This window comes from Novipirellula methanifontis (assembly GCF_052161655.1).
In the GTDB taxonomy this organism is placed as follows: domain Bacteria; phylum Planctomycetota; class Planctomycetia; order Pirellulales; family Pirellulaceae; genus Novipirellula.
Genome location: NZ_CP197418.1, coordinates 6,713,383 through 6,733,880 on the forward strand (window position 1 = coordinate 6,713,383; position 20,498 = coordinate 6,733,880).

The 20,498-nt window shown below is 52.1% G+C and carries 11 protein-coding genes and 1 pseudogene; 9 read left to right on the top strand and 3 right to left on the bottom strand.

The features are described 5' to 3' along the window. Positions 1–37 precede the first annotated feature (37 nt). The 4 genes from SH528x_RS24280 (at position 38) to SH528x_RS24295 (ending at position 12,082) form a co-directional block, all read left to right on the top strand. Positions 38–4,297 carry a PAS domain S-box protein gene (locus tag SH528x_RS24280; RefSeq protein WP_442506036.1) on the top strand — a complete coding sequence of 1,420 codons (4,260 nt, stop codon included), beginning with the start codon at positions 38–40 and terminating at the stop codon, positions 4,295–4,297. Positions 4,298–4,356: 59 nt separating this feature from the next. Continuing rightward, positions 4,357–6,639 (top strand): CHASE3 domain-containing protein, encoded by a 2,283-nt coding sequence (locus SH528x_RS24285; protein WP_442506037.1) that lies wholly within the window; start codon positions 4,357–4,359, stop codon positions 6,637–6,639. A gap of 244 nt (positions 6,640–6,883) precedes the next feature. Further along, positions 6,884–11,359 (top strand): chemotaxis protein CheB, encoded by a 4,476-nt coding sequence (locus tag SH528x_RS24290; RefSeq protein WP_442506038.1) that lies wholly within the window; start codon positions 6,884–6,886, stop codon positions 11,357–11,359. A gap of 30 nt (positions 11,360–11,389) precedes the next feature. After that, a complete protein-coding gene (locus tag SH528x_RS24295) occupies positions 11,390–12,082 on the top strand; it encodes a hypothetical protein (RefSeq protein WP_442506039.1) in 693 nt (230 codons plus the stop codon). A 190-nt stretch (positions 12,083–12,272) separates the two neighbouring features. Here SH528x_RS24295 and SH528x_RS24300 read toward each other — a convergent pair whose 3' ends face one another. After that, positions 12,273–13,286 carry a hypothetical protein gene (locus SH528x_RS24300; RefSeq protein ID WP_442506040.1) on the bottom strand — a complete coding sequence of 338 codons (1,014 nt, stop codon included), beginning with the start codon at positions 13,284–13,286 and terminating at the stop codon, positions 12,273–12,275. Between the two features lie 537 nt (positions 13,287–13,823). Between SH528x_RS24300 and SH528x_RS24305 the strand changes: the two genes are divergently transcribed. The 5 genes from SH528x_RS24305 to SH528x_RS24325 all read left to right on the top strand — a co-directional run bounded on the left by SH528x_RS24305 (position 13,824) and on the right by SH528x_RS24325 (position 18,379). Further along, positions 13,824–14,324 carry a hypothetical protein gene (locus tag SH528x_RS24305; protein WP_442506041.1) on the top strand — a complete coding sequence of 167 codons (501 nt, stop codon included), beginning with the start codon at positions 13,824–13,826 and terminating at the stop codon, positions 14,322–14,324. Between the two features lie 144 nt (positions 14,325–14,468). Then, entirely contained in the window at positions 14,469–14,936 is a 468-nt protein-coding gene (locus SH528x_RS24310; protein ID WP_442506042.1) for a hypothetical protein, read from the top strand. Between the two features lie 247 nt (positions 14,937–15,183). Then, positions 15,184–16,776 carry a glycosyl hydrolase gene (locus SH528x_RS24315; RefSeq protein WP_442506043.1) on the top strand — a complete coding sequence of 531 codons (1,593 nt, stop codon included), beginning with the start codon at positions 15,184–15,186 and terminating at the stop codon, positions 16,774–16,776. Between the two features lie 354 nt (positions 16,777–17,130). After that, positions 17,131–17,457 carry a hypothetical protein gene (locus SH528x_RS24320; protein WP_442506044.1) on the top strand — a complete coding sequence of 109 codons (327 nt, stop codon included), beginning with the start codon at positions 17,131–17,133 and terminating at the stop codon, positions 17,455–17,457. A 22-nt stretch (positions 17,458–17,479) separates the two neighbouring features. After that, positions 17,480–18,379 carry a CHAD domain-containing protein gene (locus SH528x_RS24325; protein WP_442506045.1) on the top strand — a complete coding sequence of 300 codons (900 nt, stop codon included), beginning with the start codon at positions 17,480–17,482 and terminating at the stop codon, positions 18,377–18,379. 219 nt (positions 18,380–18,598) lie between these two features. On the opposite strand, the pseudogene SH528x_RS24330 reads toward SH528x_RS24325, so the two are convergent. Further along, positions 18,599–19,579 (bottom strand): annotated as a pseudogene (locus SH528x_RS24330) (ISAzo13 family transposase); the annotation flags it as partial. A gap of 614 nt (positions 19,580–20,193) precedes the next feature. Next, positions 20,194–20,484, bottom strand: a complete 291-nt coding sequence (gene tnpA, locus SH528x_RS24335; RefSeq protein WP_442506046.1) for an IS200/IS605 family transposase — start codon at positions 20,482–20,484, stop codon at positions 20,194–20,196. Positions 20,485–20,498: the final 14 nt, after the last annotated feature.

Here is a 20,498-nt window from a genome sequence, read left to right on the forward strand (position 1 = left end):
AACAGACCCGCTAAACTCTGGCGGGAGATTATTTACTATGAAGCAAAGCGACCGATCGGACTTAGATTCCGTCATTGCTGACTTGCAACGCGAACTCACAATAACTCGCCTGGATCTTGAACAGTCGATCCAGGACATGGAAGCGACTAATGAGAAGTTGCGGGCTTCCAACGAAGAGCTGCAGGTGATGAATGAGGAGTTGCAGTCAGCCAATCGAGAGTTGCATGCGAGTCAAGAGCAACTGGCCACGCGTGAAGCCCAGTTGCGGACGATAACGGACGCCATTCCGCCAGCCTTTGCTTTTGTCGATCGAGACCTGCGGTACCGCTTTTCCAATGCCGCCCACGCTGCACAATGGCAACGACCGATTGAAGAGATCGTTGGCAAAAAGGTGATTGAGGTGATCGGCGCTGAGATTTACGAGACCATCGAACCCTATTTGTTCGATGCGTTCAGCGGAATCCAAAAAACCTACGAGTTGCAACTGACATTACCTGGCGTCCGCGGAAAACGGATCAAGGAGGTGACCTATGTTCCACAGAAAAACCCCGATGGCAGCATTGGTGGCTGCCATGTCGTATTGACGGACGTCACTGAACGAAAACGCACGGAGCGGGAATTACGAGAATCACGTCGCGAGCTCGCCGTGGGTGTCGAAGTGGCCAAACTAGGGCTGGGGCATGTCGATTTTCGCAAAAACTGTGTCGCACTGACTGCTGAAGCCGCCGCAATGTATGGCATTAGCGACAAGGCAATCACGATCACGCGAGATGAATTTCACTCGACCTATCATCCCGCAGACCGTGATGAAATTATTCAGCGAGTTCAAGCCTGCCTCGAGTCGGATGGGGATGGCCATTGCGACCTCGAACATCGAATTAGATTGCCCAGTGGTGAAGTTCGCTGGATCAACGCGAGAAAACAGGTTTCGTTCGATTGCTCTGCCGAGCCTCCCACTCCCGTCACGGCGATTTTGGCGGCACAAGACATTACCGATCGCAAACGCGCTGAGCTAAACCTCGCCTTTCTTTCCCATTTGCAGTCGCAACTCAATGCGACTTCTTCGGTTTCCGACCTAATGCGACTGGCAACCAGAGAAACAGCCGATTACCTCGGTTTATCAAGTTGCTTGTTGGTTGAATTCGACGAGATTGCAAAATACGCTGATATCGTCTGCGAGTATCGTCACGACTCGCGACCATCGATGTTGGGCAAGCACTTGGTAAAGGATTTCCATTCGCAGGCCGAGCGAAAGAAACTTCTTGCCGGGCGACAGTTTTACCTTGATGATACACAACACCGCGAACAAGATCCAAAGATCGCGAATCATTTCCGGTCGTTCCAGATTGGTGCGTTTTGCAATTCGGCCTACGTGACCGAACAGCGTATTCGCTTTGTCGTCTCGGCATTGAAATCCCACGCCTACGCATGGCGTCGCGATGAATTGGATTTGTTGCAGGACATTGCCAATCGTGTCTGTGTCCGCATCGAGCGCGCCCGAGCCGAGACCGAATTGGCGGACCGGGAAAACCATCTCCGGCGAGTGATCGACAATACGGTTGCATTCATCGGCGTCCTGGATCGCGAGGGCAACTTGCTCGAAGCCAACGAGACCGCATTGCATGCAGCCCAACTGCAACGCGACGATGTGGTTGGCAAACCGTTTTGGGAATGTCATTGGTGGAATTACGACGACGCAGTGGCGACTCAGTTACGAGACGAGTTTGCTCGCGTGATCAACGGAGAAACCATTCGCCACGACGTCGTCATTCGTATCGGCAAAGATGATCGAACGACGATCGATTTTATGTTAGCCCCCGTCCGCGATGCGGATGGAAATATCACCCATGTCATTCCTTCGGGCGTGGACATCAAGGATCGCAAGGCAGCGGAGGATCTGGTCCGGCAAAACGCAGAGCAATTGGCCGACAAACAAGCGAAACTGATCGCATTGATTGCGGACTACGAACGCGCCGAGAGCAAACTGCAAGTGTTGTTCGACAACGGCTATTACTACACCGGCATTATTGAACTCGACGGGACAACCACCGACATCAACGAGATTGCGCTGCGCCAACTCGGTGCATCCCGAGAAGAGACAATCAATCGACACTTCTGGGATTCCCCATGGTGGGGAAACAACGAAGAAGTGAAACAAAAGCTCCGCGACGGTTTGCGGTTGTCGACGGCGGGCGAGGTCTATCGCGAAGACTTGCCGTTTTGGTTACCCGATGGGACGGAGCGGATCACCGACTTCATATTTACACCCGCACGGGACCAACATGGCGAGGTGGTATTTGTCGTTGCCAATGGTAGCGACGTCACCGACGTGCGACGCGGGCAAGAGGAACTGCGAAAACGCGAACAGCATTTAAAATTGTCGCTTCAAGCGGGACGTTTGGGTACGTGGGAATGGGATCCCAGCACGGACCAAATCAAATGGTCCGAAGAATTGCAATCCATTTTTGGGATGAGCGAAACGCGGCAAGACATCTTGTTTGACGACATCTTGCAAATCGTCCATCCCGACGATCGCGTCGAAGCCGCCCACCACTTGAAATCCGCAGTCAAAGGCGACGAATCATCGTATCGTTTTGATTGCCGCATCGTCCGTGAAGACAACGGCAAAACCAGCTGGGTCGAAAATCTGGGCCTGATCTCTCGCAACAAATCGGGCGTCGCCAAACTGGTTACCAGCATCACACGCGATGTGACCGAGCGCAAACAATCGGAATTGGCACTGGCCGAAGGCAAAGAACGACTGACGATGGCCTTGCGTGCCGGTGGCATGGCCGTCTGGGAATGGAGCGAGGAAGGTGCGTTTTGGGAAGATTCGATGTATGAGTTGCTCGGATTGTCACCCGATTGCGAGCGAAACGCCAGGACGATGATGAAAATGATTCATCCCGATGACCTCGAACACATCAGCCATGCTTGGCGTCAAACGGTCATGGGCAACACAAATCTCGACGAAGAATTTCGTGTCATTCGTTCCGATGGTACGGTACGTTGGATCGCGGGAGTTGGCCAACAAGTGCATAACAGCAACGGCGAGCCGAAGCGAATTCTTGGACTCATTTGGGACATTACCGATCAACATGAATTGCAGGAATCGCTGCAAGAAGCTCGGGCGCAGGCGGAGGCAGCGAGTGATTCAAAAAGTGAATTCCTAGCAAACATGAGCCATGAAATCCGCACCCCGATGACTGCCATACTTGGCTACACTGATTTGATCGCCGACCAGATCGATCACCCCGAGGCGCTAGAGCATGTGCGTACGATCCGTCGCAACGGAGACTTTTTGCTCGACATCATCAATGACATTTTGGATCTGTCGAAAATCGAAGCTGGCAAACTCGAAATCGCCCCCGAGCCCTTTTCCCCCAACCATCTGATCGAAGATGTTCGCTCGATCATGGAGGTGCGAGCAATCGAAGGTGGGCTGACGCTCGACGTCCAATACGAAGGCAGAATCCCATCCGAAGTGACCTCGGATCCGAAGCGTCTAAAACAAATCCTGATCAATCTGGTAGGCAACGCAATCAAGTTTACTCCGAGCGGAGAGGTGCGATTGCGGATTAGCTATAACGCCGATGAGCAACGGATGCGAATCGATATTGTCGACACTGGCATCGGCATGAAACCCGAGCAACAGGCGAAATTGTTCAAGCCATTCACACAGGGTGATTCAAGCGTCACGCGTCACTTTGGCGGAACGGGGCTTGGGTTGGCAATTAGTCAGCGGTTGGCCAAGATGCTCGGCGGTACGATTGCCGTAGACAGCACCGAAGGTCAAGGCAGCACCTTCTCGCTGACCATTGCGACCGGTGATGTTCACGGGGTACCGATGATCGAGCCGATGGCGCTGACTCAGCCGAGCTCCGAAAATGAACCGGACCAATGCATCTCGTTGGATTGTGCTATTTTGGTGGTGGATGATCGTCGTGATATACGGTTCTTAAGCAAAACGTTGTTGTCCAAGGCCGGAGCTCGAGTCGACGAAGCCGAGGACGGTGAGGTTGCGATCAAACGCGTCGAAGCGGCAATCGAACAAGGTGAACCGTACGATTTGATCCTGCTCGACATGCAAATGCCCAAACTCGATGGCTACCAAACAGCCGAGCGTCTGCGACGAATGGGATTTGCGGGGCCCATCATTGCACTTACCGCCGACGCGATGCAGGGCGACATGAATCGCTGTATTGAACAAGGCTGCAACGACTATCTTAGTAAACCGATTAATAAAACAATCATGCTACAGATGGTGAGCCGGTATGTTGGTTCGCTGTCGAAATAATTGACTTTGCCCCTATTTGAGCTCGCTTCGCGGTTCGAAGTATTTTGCATGGACACCAAGTGAAGGAAACTGATTCGATTCGCCGCCCGCAACGGATGGCTGAACCGTTTGCCGTAGCCGCAGTGGTCATTTTGCTGGTGATCACGGGGTTCGTCACTTTCCACAACACACGGCGATTGCGCGCTCACACGGGTTTGGTCGAGCATTCCTACAAAATACTGAGCGTGTTGGACCGGATCGAATCGACGGTCAAATCGGCCGAAACCAGCCAGCGTGGTTTTTTAATCACAGGACAAGAAGAATATTTGGAGCCGTATTACGAGTCGATCACGGCCATTGATGGACTAATGCACGATTTGGCGACGATTACCGAGTCGGACCCTATCCGGCATGCAAAAATCGCTCCTCTACAAGTTTTGATCGACCAGAAACTCGAAGAACTCTCAGGGACGCTGGACGTGCGTCGCCAGGCAGGGTTTGAAACCGCACAAACTTTGGTGGCAACGAATATTGGCAAACGGACGATGGATACGATCCATCAACAGATGACCGATTTTCGTCGAACCGAGGAGAGCTCGATTGCGAAACGCGAGCAAGTTGCAGCGACCACTTATTGGACCGCGTTGGCAACCGGATTATTGTCGACGGTGGCGGGACTGGTTCTGGTCGTCGGCGTGCTGTATCTCGTCCAGCACAATCGGCATCGCGCCGAAAAATATGCGATTGCGTTGAAGGTCGAACGGAACCGACTGCAACAAACGCTCGATCGCGCCGGGCAATTGGAATCGGAAAACGCAAAAATGGACCAGTATCTACGGACATTTCTGGAGCAGATCGAAGACTATGCGATATTTGCGATGGACGCCGATTGTCGAGCCACCACGTGGAATCGGGGAGTATTGAAGGTGCTCGGATTCGACGAAGCTGACTTTCTCGGCAAAGACATTCGCGAGCTGATCTTTACCCCCGAAGCCATTGCGATGGGAATTCCCGATTCAGAGTTTGCAACGGCGGCAACGCAAGGCAGCGCAAGTGACGACCGCTGGATGATGCGTGCAGGCGGAGAACGATTCTGGGCGTCCGGAATCAGCAGCGTCGTAAAAGACAAGAACGATAACGTTGTTGGCTACAGCAAAGTGATGCGTGACTTGACCGAACGCAAACATGACGAAGACCAACTTGCGGAACTCGCTGCGCGTCTATCGGAAGCCGATCGTCGCAAGAATGAATTTCTTGCCACACTTGCTCACGAGTTGCGGAATCCGCTCGCACCGATCAAAAACGCGATTCAGTTGATGAGTTTGTCCGAGTTGCCTGCGGATACCGAAGAATTGCGGCAAACAATGGCACGACAAGTCGAACAATTAATCCGTTTGATCGACGACCTGCTGGACGTATCACGTATTGGGCGAGGCAAAATCCAGCTCAACAAAGAAGTCACCAATTTGCGTGATGTCATCAATGCCGCGGTCGAAGCATCGAGCACGTTCATTAACGAAAAGGATCAACATCTAAAGCTAGATCTCGGTGATCAAGATGTGTTTGTACATGCTGACGCGACGCGAATGACACAAGTGGTTTGCAACCTGTTGAACAACTCGTCTCGATATAGCGACAGCGATTGCACAATCAATCTCGCATTGTCAGTGCAATCCAATGAAGGCGAACTCGAATCGGCTGTGATTGTGGTGAGCGACAATGGGGTCGGCATCTCGACGGACCGAATTGACGAAATTTTCCAAATGTTTGCCCAAGTAGATGATTCGCTACAGCGAGGAAGTGCCGGCTTGGGCATCGGGCTGACGTTGGTCAAAACATTAGTGGAAATGCACGGTGGCAGCGTGGTCGCAGAAAGTGAAGGGATCGGGCTAGGGAGCGTCTTCAAGGTTCGCATTCCGCTTTGTGATCCCGCCGACGCGAAGACGCCAAAGACCGATGTTGCCGCGCCCATGGCCGTGACCCGACCATTTAAGGTTTTGGTTGTCGAAGACATGAAGGCGCTGCGCACGATCATGGCACGGTTGCTGGTCAAACTCGGGCACGAAGTGGAAGTGGCCGAAGACGGACTCGCTGCCCTGGAATGCTTGAGCCAATCGATTCCTGACGTTATTTTCTCCGATATCTCAATGCCGGGTATGACGGGATACGATCTGGCTCGCAAGCTGCGTGAACGTCCTGCGACCGCAGACATTTATTTGGTTGCCATGACCGGATATGGCCAATCCGCCGACCGAAAACAGGCACGCGACTCGGGGTTCGATGAACACATGATCAAGCCTGTCGACATCACAAAACTTCAATCCCTATTTCAACGGATGGCCCAACGCGAAGCCTCGGAATAACCGCGAAGCCTGGGGATCTCGAAATAAGGCCGAGCTGTAATTCATATCGAACTCAAAAATCGAGGCAATGCGTCAGCGTGCCTCTTCCAACCTTTCTTCTTTATCTAGTCAACGCAAGTCGGTGAGACACGAGTCGGCGGGGAGGCCGAAATGGCACAAAACTTGCTAATAGGCTGCTTAATTTGAACTTTTTGGTAGTGAAGACCTATATCGTCTTCCTCGAATCGGTCTGCTTACTGTTGCTATGCAAGAATCACCACCTCGCTCGCCCTCCAATCCACGATCCGAGCGAAATAAGGATCTTTATGTTGTCGGGGTTGGTGCCTCAGCAGGCGGTCTGGAAGCTTTAGAGTCATTTTTTCAGCATGTTCCGACAAAAAGCGGGATGGCTTTCGTTGTCATTCAGCATCTATCCCCCGATTTCGAAAGCCACATGGACGAGCTGATTTCCCGGAAAACGAAAATTCCGGTTCATCAGGTTCAGGATGGAATGCAGGTGAACGCTGACTCTATCTATCTGCTGCCGGCAAAAATGGAAATGGAAATTTCCGGTGGCCGATTGAGACTGACGAAACGCAAGCTTGACCGAAGTTTTTCGCATCCGATTGACAAATTCTTTTGCTCGCTTGCCCAAGACTACGGCCCTTACTCTATCGCGGTTGTCTTGTCTGGCACCGGCAGTGATGGCTCGCGTGGTATCTGCGAAATCCATGAATCAGGCGGGCTGGTCATTAGCCAGGATGAAGCGTCAGCAAAGTTTGATGGGATGCCCGTCAGTGCTCAAGAAACCGGTGTGGTCAACCTAGTTTTGCCTCCCCATCAGATGGCATCCACTTTGGTGCGTTACACTCACGGTGAAATCAGCCGAGACGAACTGAACGTAGAGCAACTTTCGTCAAATTCTCTCGACGGCATCGAGCGGATTTTTCAGCTACTGCAGCAAACGTTCGGAATCGATTTTTCGATGTACAAATCGTCCACGGTTGGACGACGATTGCAACGACGATTTGACATGCTTCGCATTCACGCGATTGACGACTACGTCGCGCACATCGAGTATCACCCGAATGAACTAAGCAATCTGTATCGCGATTTGTTGGTCGGTGTGACTCAGTTCTTTCGTGATCCCGAAGCCTATGAAACCCTTGCCAAGGAAGTGATTCCGAAGATCTTCACCACGAACGAAGAATCAAAGACGATACGTGCCTGGGTCGCCGGTTGTGCCTCAGGCGAAGAGGCCTATTCGATTGCGATCTTGATGGACGAAGAACGTCGCAAGCGAAACGTGAAATGCGACATCAAGATCTTTGCCACCGATGCACATCCATCTTCGATTCAGACAGCGGCAAAAGGCATTTATCATGCCGACGCACTCGCACAGATGTCGGATGAACGCGTTAAGCACTACTTCCGTCGTGATCACGACTACTACCAAGTCAGTCCTGCGCTGCGCCAGATGATCGTGTTTGCCCCTCACAATGTCATCAATGACGCTCCGTTTACTCAGATGGATTTGGTGACGTGTCGCAATCTGTTGATTTATTTGCAGACCAATCCACAAACCAAGGCGCTCTCGCTATTCCATTTCGCGTTGAAGTCCGGTGGAACTCTGTTTCTCGGCCCCAGCGAGTCCCCAGGTGAACTGAGCGACGAATTCTATGTGATCGATGCGCATTGGCGTATCTATTCGAAACGTCGTGATTTGCGGATGCCGCCGGGCACCGACCTGCCGCTAAATCCGCGAAACGAGAAGCTTTCCACGCTTTCGCTCATTCCGACTTCTCGCCAAAGCAATCGAGTGGACTCGAAATTGTTAGGGATCTACGACGAATTGCTGAACCAGAAAATGGGCTGCAGCATCCTGGTGGAACAGGGCGGACAGATATTGCATGTATTCAGCGGCGCAGAAAAACATCTTGTTTACGGAACCGGTCGCCCCAGCACTCATATTCTTGACGCAATTCACCCGCGATTCAAAGCGTCACTATCGGCGGCACTGCATCACGCTGCGAAGAAACGTGACATCGTCAATTTCAAAGTTGCATCGGCGCAATCCGAATCTGAATCCAACGACTTGCAGATCTCGGTGGAACCCATTGGAACACCACAATCGAGCCTTGGCAACTTCTTGATCTCTTTCTTAGAGATAACGAAAGACAAACCTTCATTGCAACCCGACGCACTGCTCGATGTCGCCGACTCGATGGCCGATGTCAAAAAAGACCGTGTCACCTATCTCGAATCAGAATTACAACAATCTCAAGAAAATCTGCAAGCGACCATCGAAGAGATGGAAACGTCGAATGAGGAATTGCAGGCCGCGAACGAAGAACTCGTCGCGTCCAACGAGGAACTGCAAAGCACGAACGAGGAATTGCATTCCGTCAACGAAGAGCTGTACTCGGTCAACGCGGAACACCAACGACGTGTTGTTGAGTTGGCCGAAGCCAATGCGGACATGGACAATTTGTTAGCAACGACTCGGGTAGGAGTTGTTTTTCTTGACCGCGATTTTTGCATCCGCAAATACACGTCTCCGATCGCAGAATTGCTGAAGATCAGCGATTACGACATCGGCCGTCCGATCAGCGATTTCACGCATCGATTGCGTTACGAACCACTGCTTGAAAACCTGCACCTCGTACTGCAGACTCGCAATGAGTTTGAAACGAAAGTTCGCTACCAAGGAAACGAATCCTACTTGCTTCGAATTGTTCCGTATATATCCGAGGGCGATGTCCAAGGCGTTGTGCTGACGTTGATTGACATCACCTCACTCAGTGCCACTCGAGACCAACTCGAACGTTTCAAGTTCATGACTGAAACGGCGAACGACCTCGTTTTCTTAACCGATCGTCGAGGCCGCTTCCTGTATGTGAATCCATCCATGGTCGATTCGCTTGGCTACGAACGTAACGAGCTGCTTAAGCTGAGCTTGATGGATGTCCAGTGCGATTTGATCGATGCCGATTTCGACAGCGTGTTCAAGGATGCTGCACAACATACGCTTAAGCCATTCCAAGCGGATTGGAAACGGAGTGATGGATCGTTGCTGCCGATTGAAATGAGTGTCGCGAGCATCCAAATTGAAGGCGAGCATTTCCTTGGCGGCAATGTTCGCGATGTCACCGAACGGCGTGCCTTCGAACTCGAAATGAGACTGCAGCATCTCGCGATCGAGGCGACGCTGAATGGAATTGTCATCACCGATGCAACGGCCCCAGACAACCCCATCTCCTATGCAAACCCGGGTTTCATGAATCTGACGGGATACGATCGCGACGAAATCGTGGGTCGGAATTGCCGGTTCTTGCAAGGCTCCGATACCGATCCCAAATCGACTGCTAAATTGCGTTCGGCGATCGCTAATGGCGAGTCTTGCCAGATCACGATTTGCAACTATCGCAAGGACGGCACCCGATTTTGGAACGACTTGCAAATCACTCCGTTGTTTGACGAGCGTGGTCGATTGGTCAATTTCGTGGGTGTGCAAAATGACATCACTGAGCGAATGGAGGTTCAAGAAGCCTTGCAAGAAGCCAATCGAGAAGCCAAGGCGGCAAGTGATGCAAAGAGTTCGTTTATGGCGAACATGAGCCACGAATTGCGAACCCCGATGACTGCAATGCTCGGGTTCGCTGACATGTTGACCGAGGAACTCAACGACGAACCGTCACTTGAAAAAGTGACGACGATCAAACGAAACGGTGAATACCTGCTGGCTCTGCTGAACGACATTCTCGATCTGTCCAAAATTGAATCGGGCAAGATGGAGATTCATCCGCAAACATTGAACATTCGCAATTTGCTTGGTGAAGTCCAGGAATTGATGCTTGTTCGTGCTACGGAGGAAGGCATTCCGCTGACGTTCGAGTGGAGCCCCGAGTGTCCCGCTGAAATCACGGCCGACGCGGTCCGAGTGCGACAAGTCTTAGTCAACTTGATCAGCAATGCATTAAAGTTCACCGACCACGGGACCGTTCGTGTCGAAATTGGACTGAACCAGGAATCGGTGCCACCCTCGATCACGATCGCTGTGCGTGACACCGGGATCGGAATCCACGAGAGCCATTTGTCGGAATTGTTTATCCCGTTTAGTAATTCGGGAACAGCACGGCGGCGACGCTATGGCGGTACTGGTTTGGGATTGAGCATCAGCAAGCGGTTAGCCGAAGAGATGGGCGGCACGATCACGGTACAAAGTGAACTGGGCGTCGGAAGCTGTTTCACGTTTGCGCTGCCGCTGACCGCCGACCAAGTCCTTAAAAAACAAACGCTGTTGGTGGACGACACGTCCGACAAAGAGGATGAACCCAAGCGATCCACGTTCCCTAAATTTAGTGCACGCGTCTTGCTGGCCGATGATCGCCGCGATATCTGGCGAATCGGCAAGTATTTTCTCGAGAAATGTGGCGCCGATGTCACGGTGGTTGAAGACGGATTGCAGGCCGTCGAGGAGACTCAACGCGCTCAAAAAGATCAACGTCCGTTCGATGTGATCTTGATGGACATGCAAATGCCCGTGATGACAGGACAGGAAGCTGTTGCGGAAATCCGTGAACTTGGCTTTAAAACCCCCATCATCGCATTGACCGCTGACGCGATGGACGGGGAGCGAGAAGCATGCATCGCGATGGGCTGTGACGACTACTTCCCTAAACCAATCGACGGGGTGAAGCTAATGAACCTCGTCGCGTTCTACCTCGAAGAAACTCGCTGAGTCTCTCGTCCTCTACAAAAGAATCCTCCATTGAACCCTACAAAACGCTCTCCTCGCATTGCGGTGATCATCACTGTGGCAATTGTCATCATCGCTGTCGTGCTTTTGGCATGGCAAGGGAGATCGATTGAACACTTGGCATCGGGGCAACAGCAGCATAGCTTCGTGGTTGACTGTGACTTCGACAAATTCCGCCAAATCATGGTACGCAAAAATGCGACCGCCGCGATCGTCGGACACACCGGAATGAAACTGCTCGCCGAACGCATCGAAGACGTGAATCTCGATACGTCCAAAGACGACCGACCGATACTGAATGCGATTCGAGGCATTTCCAAGACCGAAGTCTCTGCGGTCAAAGAATTGACCGTGCAGTTGGACGATCCAACTCTCGAAGCCACCGAGCTTGTACTTGAGCAAAACGCCGACATTCAACCTGACCACATCGACGTCAGCACCGTCTCGAAACGCCCCGCCGGACGCCTCGAACACTACCAAACCACGTTTGATGCACGGCCTGACGCTGAAGGCACGCGCATCGACCTGACTGTCGAACTAAAGGTCCTTGTAAAAGTCCCGAAATTCTTCAAACATCGCGCTGATGCAGGAGTCCAGCAAGCGGCCGATGATGCGATTACGGGACAGTCTGCGGCGATCGAAGAATTCATCGCCAAACACGCGGATGAAAGAATCATCTTGCCCGATTTGAATCGAGGCAATTGAAAACGTTGTCGACTGGAAGTCTGACGTTTACATTTGAAAAATCCACGGCAGCAAACCAAGCCGGTCTCAAACAAAAACGCGTCCAGTCGGCGATGAACTCCCTTGCGGGAATCACTGCCAACTGAACGCGTGACTTGAAGTGCAATCCGCATGCGACGCTCGGTAAGCGTAGCACTCCGACGCATTTACTTTACTTCGTCTGCTTCTTAGTCTTGGTCTGATTCGAATCCGCAATCAGAATAACACGGTCTCCGACTTTGACAGGAACACCAGTGACCGTCACCTTGCTGCCCTCTTTCAGATTTTTAACAGCAGCGGGATCGCCCATGTCGACGGTCAGTTTTTTGCCGTCTTCGGTATCCAGCTTCACGACCAAATGCTCTTTGCCCTTGACGTTTGCTTTTCGAGTCGACTGAACGGTTCCGCTAAAGCGGCGACCGGTTCGCTTAATTTCTCGTTGCTTGCCTCGGCGTTCGAGTGTCGTTGCGACCAACACATCTTTATCGCCTCGTTTGACGACCGGGCCATATGCGGTGAACGAATCGCCATCGAACAATTGCAGCGAAGTGCCACCATCACCAAAGTCGACCCACATCGATTTGCCGTCGTCTGTCTTCGCATTGACCAACAGACTCATCTCACCCAGTCGCGTGACCATCTTTGTTTCCTCGACGGTGCCCGAGACCTTGTAGGCCTTGCCGCTCAGTCCTTTTTGTGTGGACTGGGCAACGTTGCTCTTATGCACGGCGTTCTCGCCAGCAAGCTGACTAAAGTCGTAGGTATCGTACATACCGTCGCCATCATCGTCACGGTAGGTCGCGTAACTGTCGTTCAGATAGTCACCGTCGGTGTCGTGGTATCGCGACATGCTTTCGTAAGTACCGTCGCGGTCATTGTCTTGGTAGGTGGCATAGCCGTCATCGAAATCTTCGCCGTAAAACTCTTCTGCCGACACCGTCTCGTCGTCGTTATCGTTGTCCGAGCTGGTTTGCTTGTCGTAATAATCGAAGCGTTCGTCGTCCCATCGCCCAATCGCTTCGTCGGTCGGATTGTAGTCGTTGCCATCAAACCACTCGCTGACGTCGTACCAAGCGTCGTCCTCGTAGCGTGATCCAACGTCACTCGCTTCGCGATTAGTTTGAGCGGCAGCGGTCGAGATCATCATCATCGGCAGCACACATGCTGCTAGTTTCCGAATCGTCATTGTCATTAACTCCAGTGATAAGGGTAGTGTTGCACAGTGCATGAATAGTCGTTTCCTCCCTCAACTTGCGGAACGAGTCGCAAGATGAAGTGGAATTCGTGTTAAAGAACGGTGGCAAATGACGTGCCGAAAGGTGCGAGCGATGCGATCGGTGATACAGACCTAGGATCGCACCGGGGATCTGTTCAGTGACCGACCAGGGTGATCAAAACGCCTTCCACTTTTGCAACAGAAAAACACACAGTCGTTGACCGCGCCCCTTTTACTGACTCCATTTTCATTCCAGCCTGATATCGCCGGACGACAACCTCTCACATCACGTTGACACTGTTTATCCCTTCAAAGATTTGGTTGCAATTCTTCAGCAAACGACTCGAACGAATCGCCACAGATGCGGTTTTCACGGCATAAACCTACTTTTTTCATGCGACTTGGCGACCAGTAGGCATGATCGTTGCTTTTTTTCCTCCCAGCATCGGAAGTTCCGAAGCGATCTCCGAGATCGCGTTCCGCAACCCTATCACAGGAGAAAAATTGATGACTAAGAAACGTATGCTATTGGCGAGTCTGATCGCGGCCAGCTATTGTGCGATGCCCATCGCAAATGCCGACGAGCACGCCTCACGCTTCTACGAGGACGATGCCTGGTATGACGTCAGCGAGTGGTTTGACGGCAATGACTACAACCCGACCGACGAAGCAATCGGACGTTGGGATAATGAAACGTTCGAATACTCCGACAACCGATCCAGCACGGATCAAGACAACGATGATGTCAACGACACCGAAACAAATTACGGCGATTATGGTTACGTGAACGACACGAACCAATCCAACACGTCGACACAATCGAGGACATCGTCGGATGACAGTTGGTTTTACGACTACTATGACGATGGTTCGAGCCAACAGTCAAACCAAAACGGATTGACATGGTATTCGATTTATCAGGACACGAACGACGATGGGGTCTACGACAGCTATACCCGCTATCGTGACACCGACAACGACGGAATCTACGACGCTTTCACCTTTTAAAGCTTTGATTCCTCAGGCGATCAAAACCAGAAGGGGAAATCGGAAGCTCAAAGTAAACAGAAGGATCTGAGTTCCAAGACCGAGCAGATTTCGGGCACGATCGACCGCATCAAAACCGTCGACGTCCGAGGCCGCGACCACATCGTGGCGTTTGTCAAAGGCAACGACGGCAAGGCGACTCCGGTCGACCTCGGTGTCAAACAAGACTCCAACACGTTGTCCCAAGGCGACAAACTGACTGCTAGCGGACACCGTATGAAAGTAGGCGACAAGTCGATCTTGATCGCAACAAAGGCGAAGACGAAGTCATCGGATTTGACGATCGACCGTAATGGTCGCAAATACACCGGCAAGGTGTCCAGCACTCGCGAGGTCAAAGTGCAAGGACAGAAACATCTGCTGGCGAAAGTGAAAACCGAGAACGGTAAATCGATGTTGGTCGATCTCGGCCCGAAGGATCAATTGTCCAATACGCCCAATGAAGGCGATCAAGTGACGGTCCAAGGCGTGCCGATAAAAGTGAACGACCGTATCGTATTGATGGCCCGAACCTTGGGTGAAGGCGAAAATCAAACTGAAATCAAGCGGAAGCAAGCTAAATCGAAAAGCTAATCCCGCTTAAGCGATCTCGGCGAACCATCGCCTCGCATCAATGCCCCATCGATTCGATGGGGCATTTTTTTGTGTCTTATCCGAGACTTGGACTCAATGACGAGGAGCAGAGATGAGTCGATTCGGGGTGCGATCGTTACAACGATCGCAGGAAACACGCCGATCGATGTGGCATTTGGATGGCGATTGAGTTAACATTTTGCTATCAGATTTAAGCACCGGTCCTTCACGTTTGAGCGAGTCGATTATGTTTTCCGAAACCGATGGCAGTAGGAAGACGATTGGCGACGTCGACATTTTATTCCACGATGGGCTGTATCACCTATTTCATCTGGTGCTTCCTAATCACGATTTTATCGCTCACGCCGTCAGCACCGATGCAATCAATTGGCGTCGCGTCAGTAACGCGTTGTTCATTGGTGATCCCGGCAGCTGGGACGATTTAATGCTGTGGACGATGCATGTTTCGCCCGACCCGCACCAATCGGGTCGTTGGCGGATGTTCTACACCGGTTTGTCTCGACGCGATCAGGGCCGCTATCAACGTTTGGGAATGGCGGTCAGTGATGATTTGTATCATTGGCAAAAATCGCCGGTTCACTGGGAGGACCATCGTGGTCCCAAAGACCCCTCGCGAGTCAAAGAAGCGGTACGCCAGAGTCGGCGTAAAGTCGCTGATTGCCTGCATGCCGATCACGATCCGGATAGCTGTTTGCCACTTGAACCGGACTCGAGATATTACGAGTCCTCGTTAAGCGAAGGGCGACACTGGGTTAGTTTTCGCGATCCCTTCTATTACCACGATGGCAATGATGGTTGGCTGCTGGCCGCCGGACGTGTGAAAGAAGGGCCGATCGTCCGCCGCGGATGTGTGGCGTTGATGAAAGAGGTTGCACCGCATCATTTCGAGGCTCAACCGGCGCTGCACCACCCGCGTCTCTACGATGACGTCGAAGTGCCGAACTTGATCGTTTTTGGAGACGACCATTACCTGATTGGCAGCATCCGCGAAGACGCTAAAATTCGCTATTGGCATACCAAAAAGATTGGCGATCCGTGGCAGAGTTATCACGACAACGTCCTGTTGGCCCAAGGAAATTATGCAGGCCGGGTATGTCGTGATGACCACGGTTGGCTGCTCTGGAATTTCTATTCGATGAATTTAGGCGATCGGACGGCCGAAAATCTGATGCCGCCGCCGAAGCGTTTGGTGCGTAGCGATTCGGGTTTACTGCGGGCGGTTACCTTCGAGGGAATCGACGCTTACCTCCGCGAAAGTATCGATTGTCGCTGTATCCACAGTCTGATCGAAGATGTCGGCCCGCAAATCCAAGTGTGCCGGGTCGCCGGAGGCCACTTGGACCTTGCCTGTGAAAGTGGTTTCCAAGCGTTCGTGTTCGATGGCACGCTCGACTGCTTTCGCTTCCAGGCCAAATTTGAAATGCAGGGGCTCGGCAAATGTGGAATCGTCTTTCGCTTAGATCCCGAAACCCGCGACGGATATTATCTGTCCCTCGACATCCTAAAGGGTGTGGCCCAGCTTCGTGCCTGGGGTACCGGCGCCGACGGCAGCGGTGAACACATGATGACATTCCAATCGCTGCAAACAGGTTTTTGGTATTCCGAATCGCGCAGCGAGGCGTCGATACAACTGCTCGCGTTTGGCAGCTATCTGGAATTGTCTGTCGATGGCCGCGTCGTGCTGTCGTTGGCCGACCAAACGTTCGATACCGGTCAATTGGGAATCTATCTTGAGGCTGCCGAGGTCCGCGTCTCCGAAGTGGACCTCGACCGACTTGCCTCACCAAGTCAGACGGATGACCATCTTGCTAGCGGCTGATCTGCATAGGTGAAAACCCATTCTGACGGACTGGTCACGGATCGCCCATGCTGCAAGTAAAGCAGCGTGCGGTTTGAGCGTTTTATGCACCATGCTGGCTAAAAATGTTCCACTCGTTTTGTCCCCGAACGGATAAAGAATTTTTCTTTACGTGACATCGATTGCGTTGCAAACCGAACGCTCACTGCCGAGTCAAATCAAATTCAGTTATCTCAGGTCGATTTGCATTAAGGGCAATTTGCGTGCCACGGTTGCGGCGTCGAATCACCCCTCGACCAACGACATCGAGGCGGCCTAAAAATTGCTCATTAGGTGATAGCCCCAAGTCTTGTCATTTAGCAAAAGGCACTCCTGATGATTTCGACGCCTATTTCGATTCGTCGACACCCCGCGCACCTACCACCTGCAAACCTGTCGCCAGTAAAATTACTCAACGGGCCCTGTACGAATTCCGGTGCCGTGGAGCATGCCGCACACCGATCACACGGTTGTCGGTTGGAATCGGTGCTTCGGGAAACCGGACGTAGACAGCTGCAAGATTTGGGCGTCGTTGTCGAAGGCCGAGTGGTTATTATCGAAGGTCGCGTGGACACCTATTTCCTGAAACAGATTGCCCAGGAATCACTCCGCCCACATCTGCGTGGCATGACCCTTCGCAATCGTTTGATCGTTTCTTCTTAGCCAGCAGCCCCACCCTTTGCCCATGGCATTTCGTCTGAAACAGAATGAATCAGTTTCCAGATCTGTACGACGTATTGCTAGGGAACAAATTGAAAAGGCGATCGCGGAACTAGACAATTCGAGTCTGAAGCAGTCGAAAAAGGTACACCAAGTCCGCAAGCGATGTAAAAAACTGCGAGGCTTGGTCCGGTTGGTCCGCTATTCAATGACCGACGATGTCCCTTACTCGAGACAGAATGCTCAGTTTCGTGAAATCGCAAAACCTTTGTCCGAGGTACGTGACAGCAAAACGCTACTCGATACCTACGACGATCTCATCGAGCAGTTCGCTGAGCAAATTCGGCAAGATGCATTTCAGTCGATCCGGCATCAATTGGCTCAGCAGCGTCAACAACAACTCCGGCACGATATTGATGTCGAAAAGCGACTCGCCGAAACCCGCGGCGAATTCAACAAGGCACTCAAACGTGTCCGACGATGGCGATTGGACGCGAAGGGATTGAATGCCTGGAGTGCCGGATTCGGCGAAACCTATTCACGAGCAAGAACGGCGATTGGGGCTGCCCAGAGCAAACCATCCACCGAAGCGTTTCATGAATGGCGAAAACGAGTCAAGTACCACTCGTATCACTGCAATCTATTGCGATATCTTTGGCCCGCAATGATGCAGACGCGGCAAACCGAAGCGGAGCGTTTAGGCGATTGGCTCGGAATGCATCACGATTTGGCTGTGCTAAAACTTCGCATCTGCAATTCCCCTCGTGACTACGGCAGCCGCAAGATCACCAATGGCTTTGTTGCCTTGATCGACCAACGCTCTGCGCAACTCGCATCACACGCATTTAGCTTGGGCGAACGGATGTTTGCCGAGAACAAAAAAGGTTTCCTGAAGCGACATCGCCGCTATTGGAAATCGATGTAAGACGGTGGTGAGCAAATCGGGACTACGCAATTATCGATATTTGCGCACTCCCCGTTTCCAGGCGGACGCCGCCTGCATTGGTGAGTGGTTCAACTGTATTAGCTGGTGTCGCTGCGATTACCACCGGATACCGTCGGACAATTCCTTCGGGGAAAGTCGCGTGGTCACCGCGAAGCGGTTTCAGACAATAGCCGGAGGTCGCTGCGCGGGACGTGAAATCTATTGTTGATGCATTTCTGGTGTAAGCCGGTAGTTATATTCCGGCAGATCCGTGAGGTATTCTACAGGAGGGTCCTTGGTGCGTTGGATCTGTTTCCGTGATGCTGGCGTAAATGACTTTTGGATGATGTGGCCGGTTGTCACGAGCCCTGTTGAGGTTGTGGCCCGGGATTCAATTGCCATGACCATCTCCCGAAGTGCTGTAAAGAGCTGACCGCTATAGGCCCGCTCGACCCACGGAAAAACGCGACGTTCGATAGGGTTGTATTTGGAACAAAAAACCGGGTAGTGCGCCACCTGAATTGGTAACCCGAACTCAGCTGACAAACGTCCCAAGTGCCACTTAAAAGTACTTGATTTATTGCTGTTGCTCCCACCACAGTCCAGCAGCACAAGGATTCGATCAGCCGTGGAGAACAGTTGGCGGCCGATGTGTTTCCAAAACCATCCCAGACTATGGCAAGAAAAGGCTCCAGTGTCATGGCTGGTGTTTAGATTCATGTGGGCAATATTCTGTTGTGGAGCGTAGATCCCGTGGGTGATCACCTCCGCTTGGGCGTAAGAAGGCAGCGCGTGATCGAGCACATCAATCGGACCATCGGCAAGAACTTCACCCGGTCGATGGACGTTACCCAGCAGTTCTTTCTGTTTGCTGTCGATACTCAGAACCGCGTCTTTTGTACGGCGAAACCGCTTTCGCATCTGATCAATAATGCCGAACTGCTCATCACGGTTACGGCTGGGAGCTTTGGTCACCGATTTGACTTGTTGTCGCTTTCGGAGGTTCCTCTCGCGACACAGACGAGCCACCACAGGACGAGAGATGGAAGTGCAAGCCTCGCACAATCGTTTCGTGATTTCGCTGATGGAAAGACAAGTCCAGTGAACGGTACAGTCCGTTGGGCTTCCTGCGGTTCGCTCATCGAGAATCTCATCTAACTCATCGAGAACCTCCGGATGAGCCTCTTCTTTTTTGGTCGTCCGGCCCCCTTCTTCCGGACTCTACCTTCTGCGGGGTCGTCTGCATTGCTAAGACGCTCAAGTTCAGCTCGCCCACGAGTGATAGTGGAATGCGAACAACCTAGAAGTTGACTGAGATACTCACACCCGCCATGTGGCAGGGCCAAAGACAGGGAGGCAGCGTAACGCCGCTTGTTTTTCTCGGAAAGGGAGTTGAAAACCGCCTTGATTTGTTCCTCCTTTTCAGGAGCCAGTAATGAATCATTTTGAATCATGTCCATCCTCCGTGGATGTTGAAGTGAAATAGATTGAACACTCCAGACATGGGCCGCAATTTCCATTCCTGTCCCGCCGCGACTTTGCTAGCATAGACATCCGTCAGTAATACATTTCACGTCCCCAGCAGCGCACCTCCGGTTTTCAAAATCGTAAAAAAGAGCGGACCCCGAAAGGGGTCCAAGACCGTTCACTCCAAATATTCGGGGTCGTAGTCGATCCCGGCGTCGTTGAGCATTGAGATCAACTCGGCGTGAAACGATCGCTTTCGATGATGCTCGCGTTGGTCGGCTATGTAGCCCGCCACTGCAGGGCAACTCGGCGGACTGACCGAGAATGCAGCGTATCCTTCCTGCCATTCAAACGGCGGATAGAGAATCGTTTCGTGAACCCATTTGTTCGTGAACCCATTTGCTTGAAGACTTCTTTAACTCACGCAGGAAGTCGGATAATTGATGCGTGGGTTTCAATCCAATCAGCAGATGAACATGATCTTCGACGCCGCCGATTTTCAGCGGTTTGCCGCCGAGTTGGTTCACGATCCCACCGAGGTATTCGTGCAAGCGTCTAATCCATGCGTCTTTGATCCATGGTTTGCGATGCTTGGTCGAAAAAGTGACGTGAAGATTGATGCAGTGGAACGTGGACATCGCTCTGCCTTAAT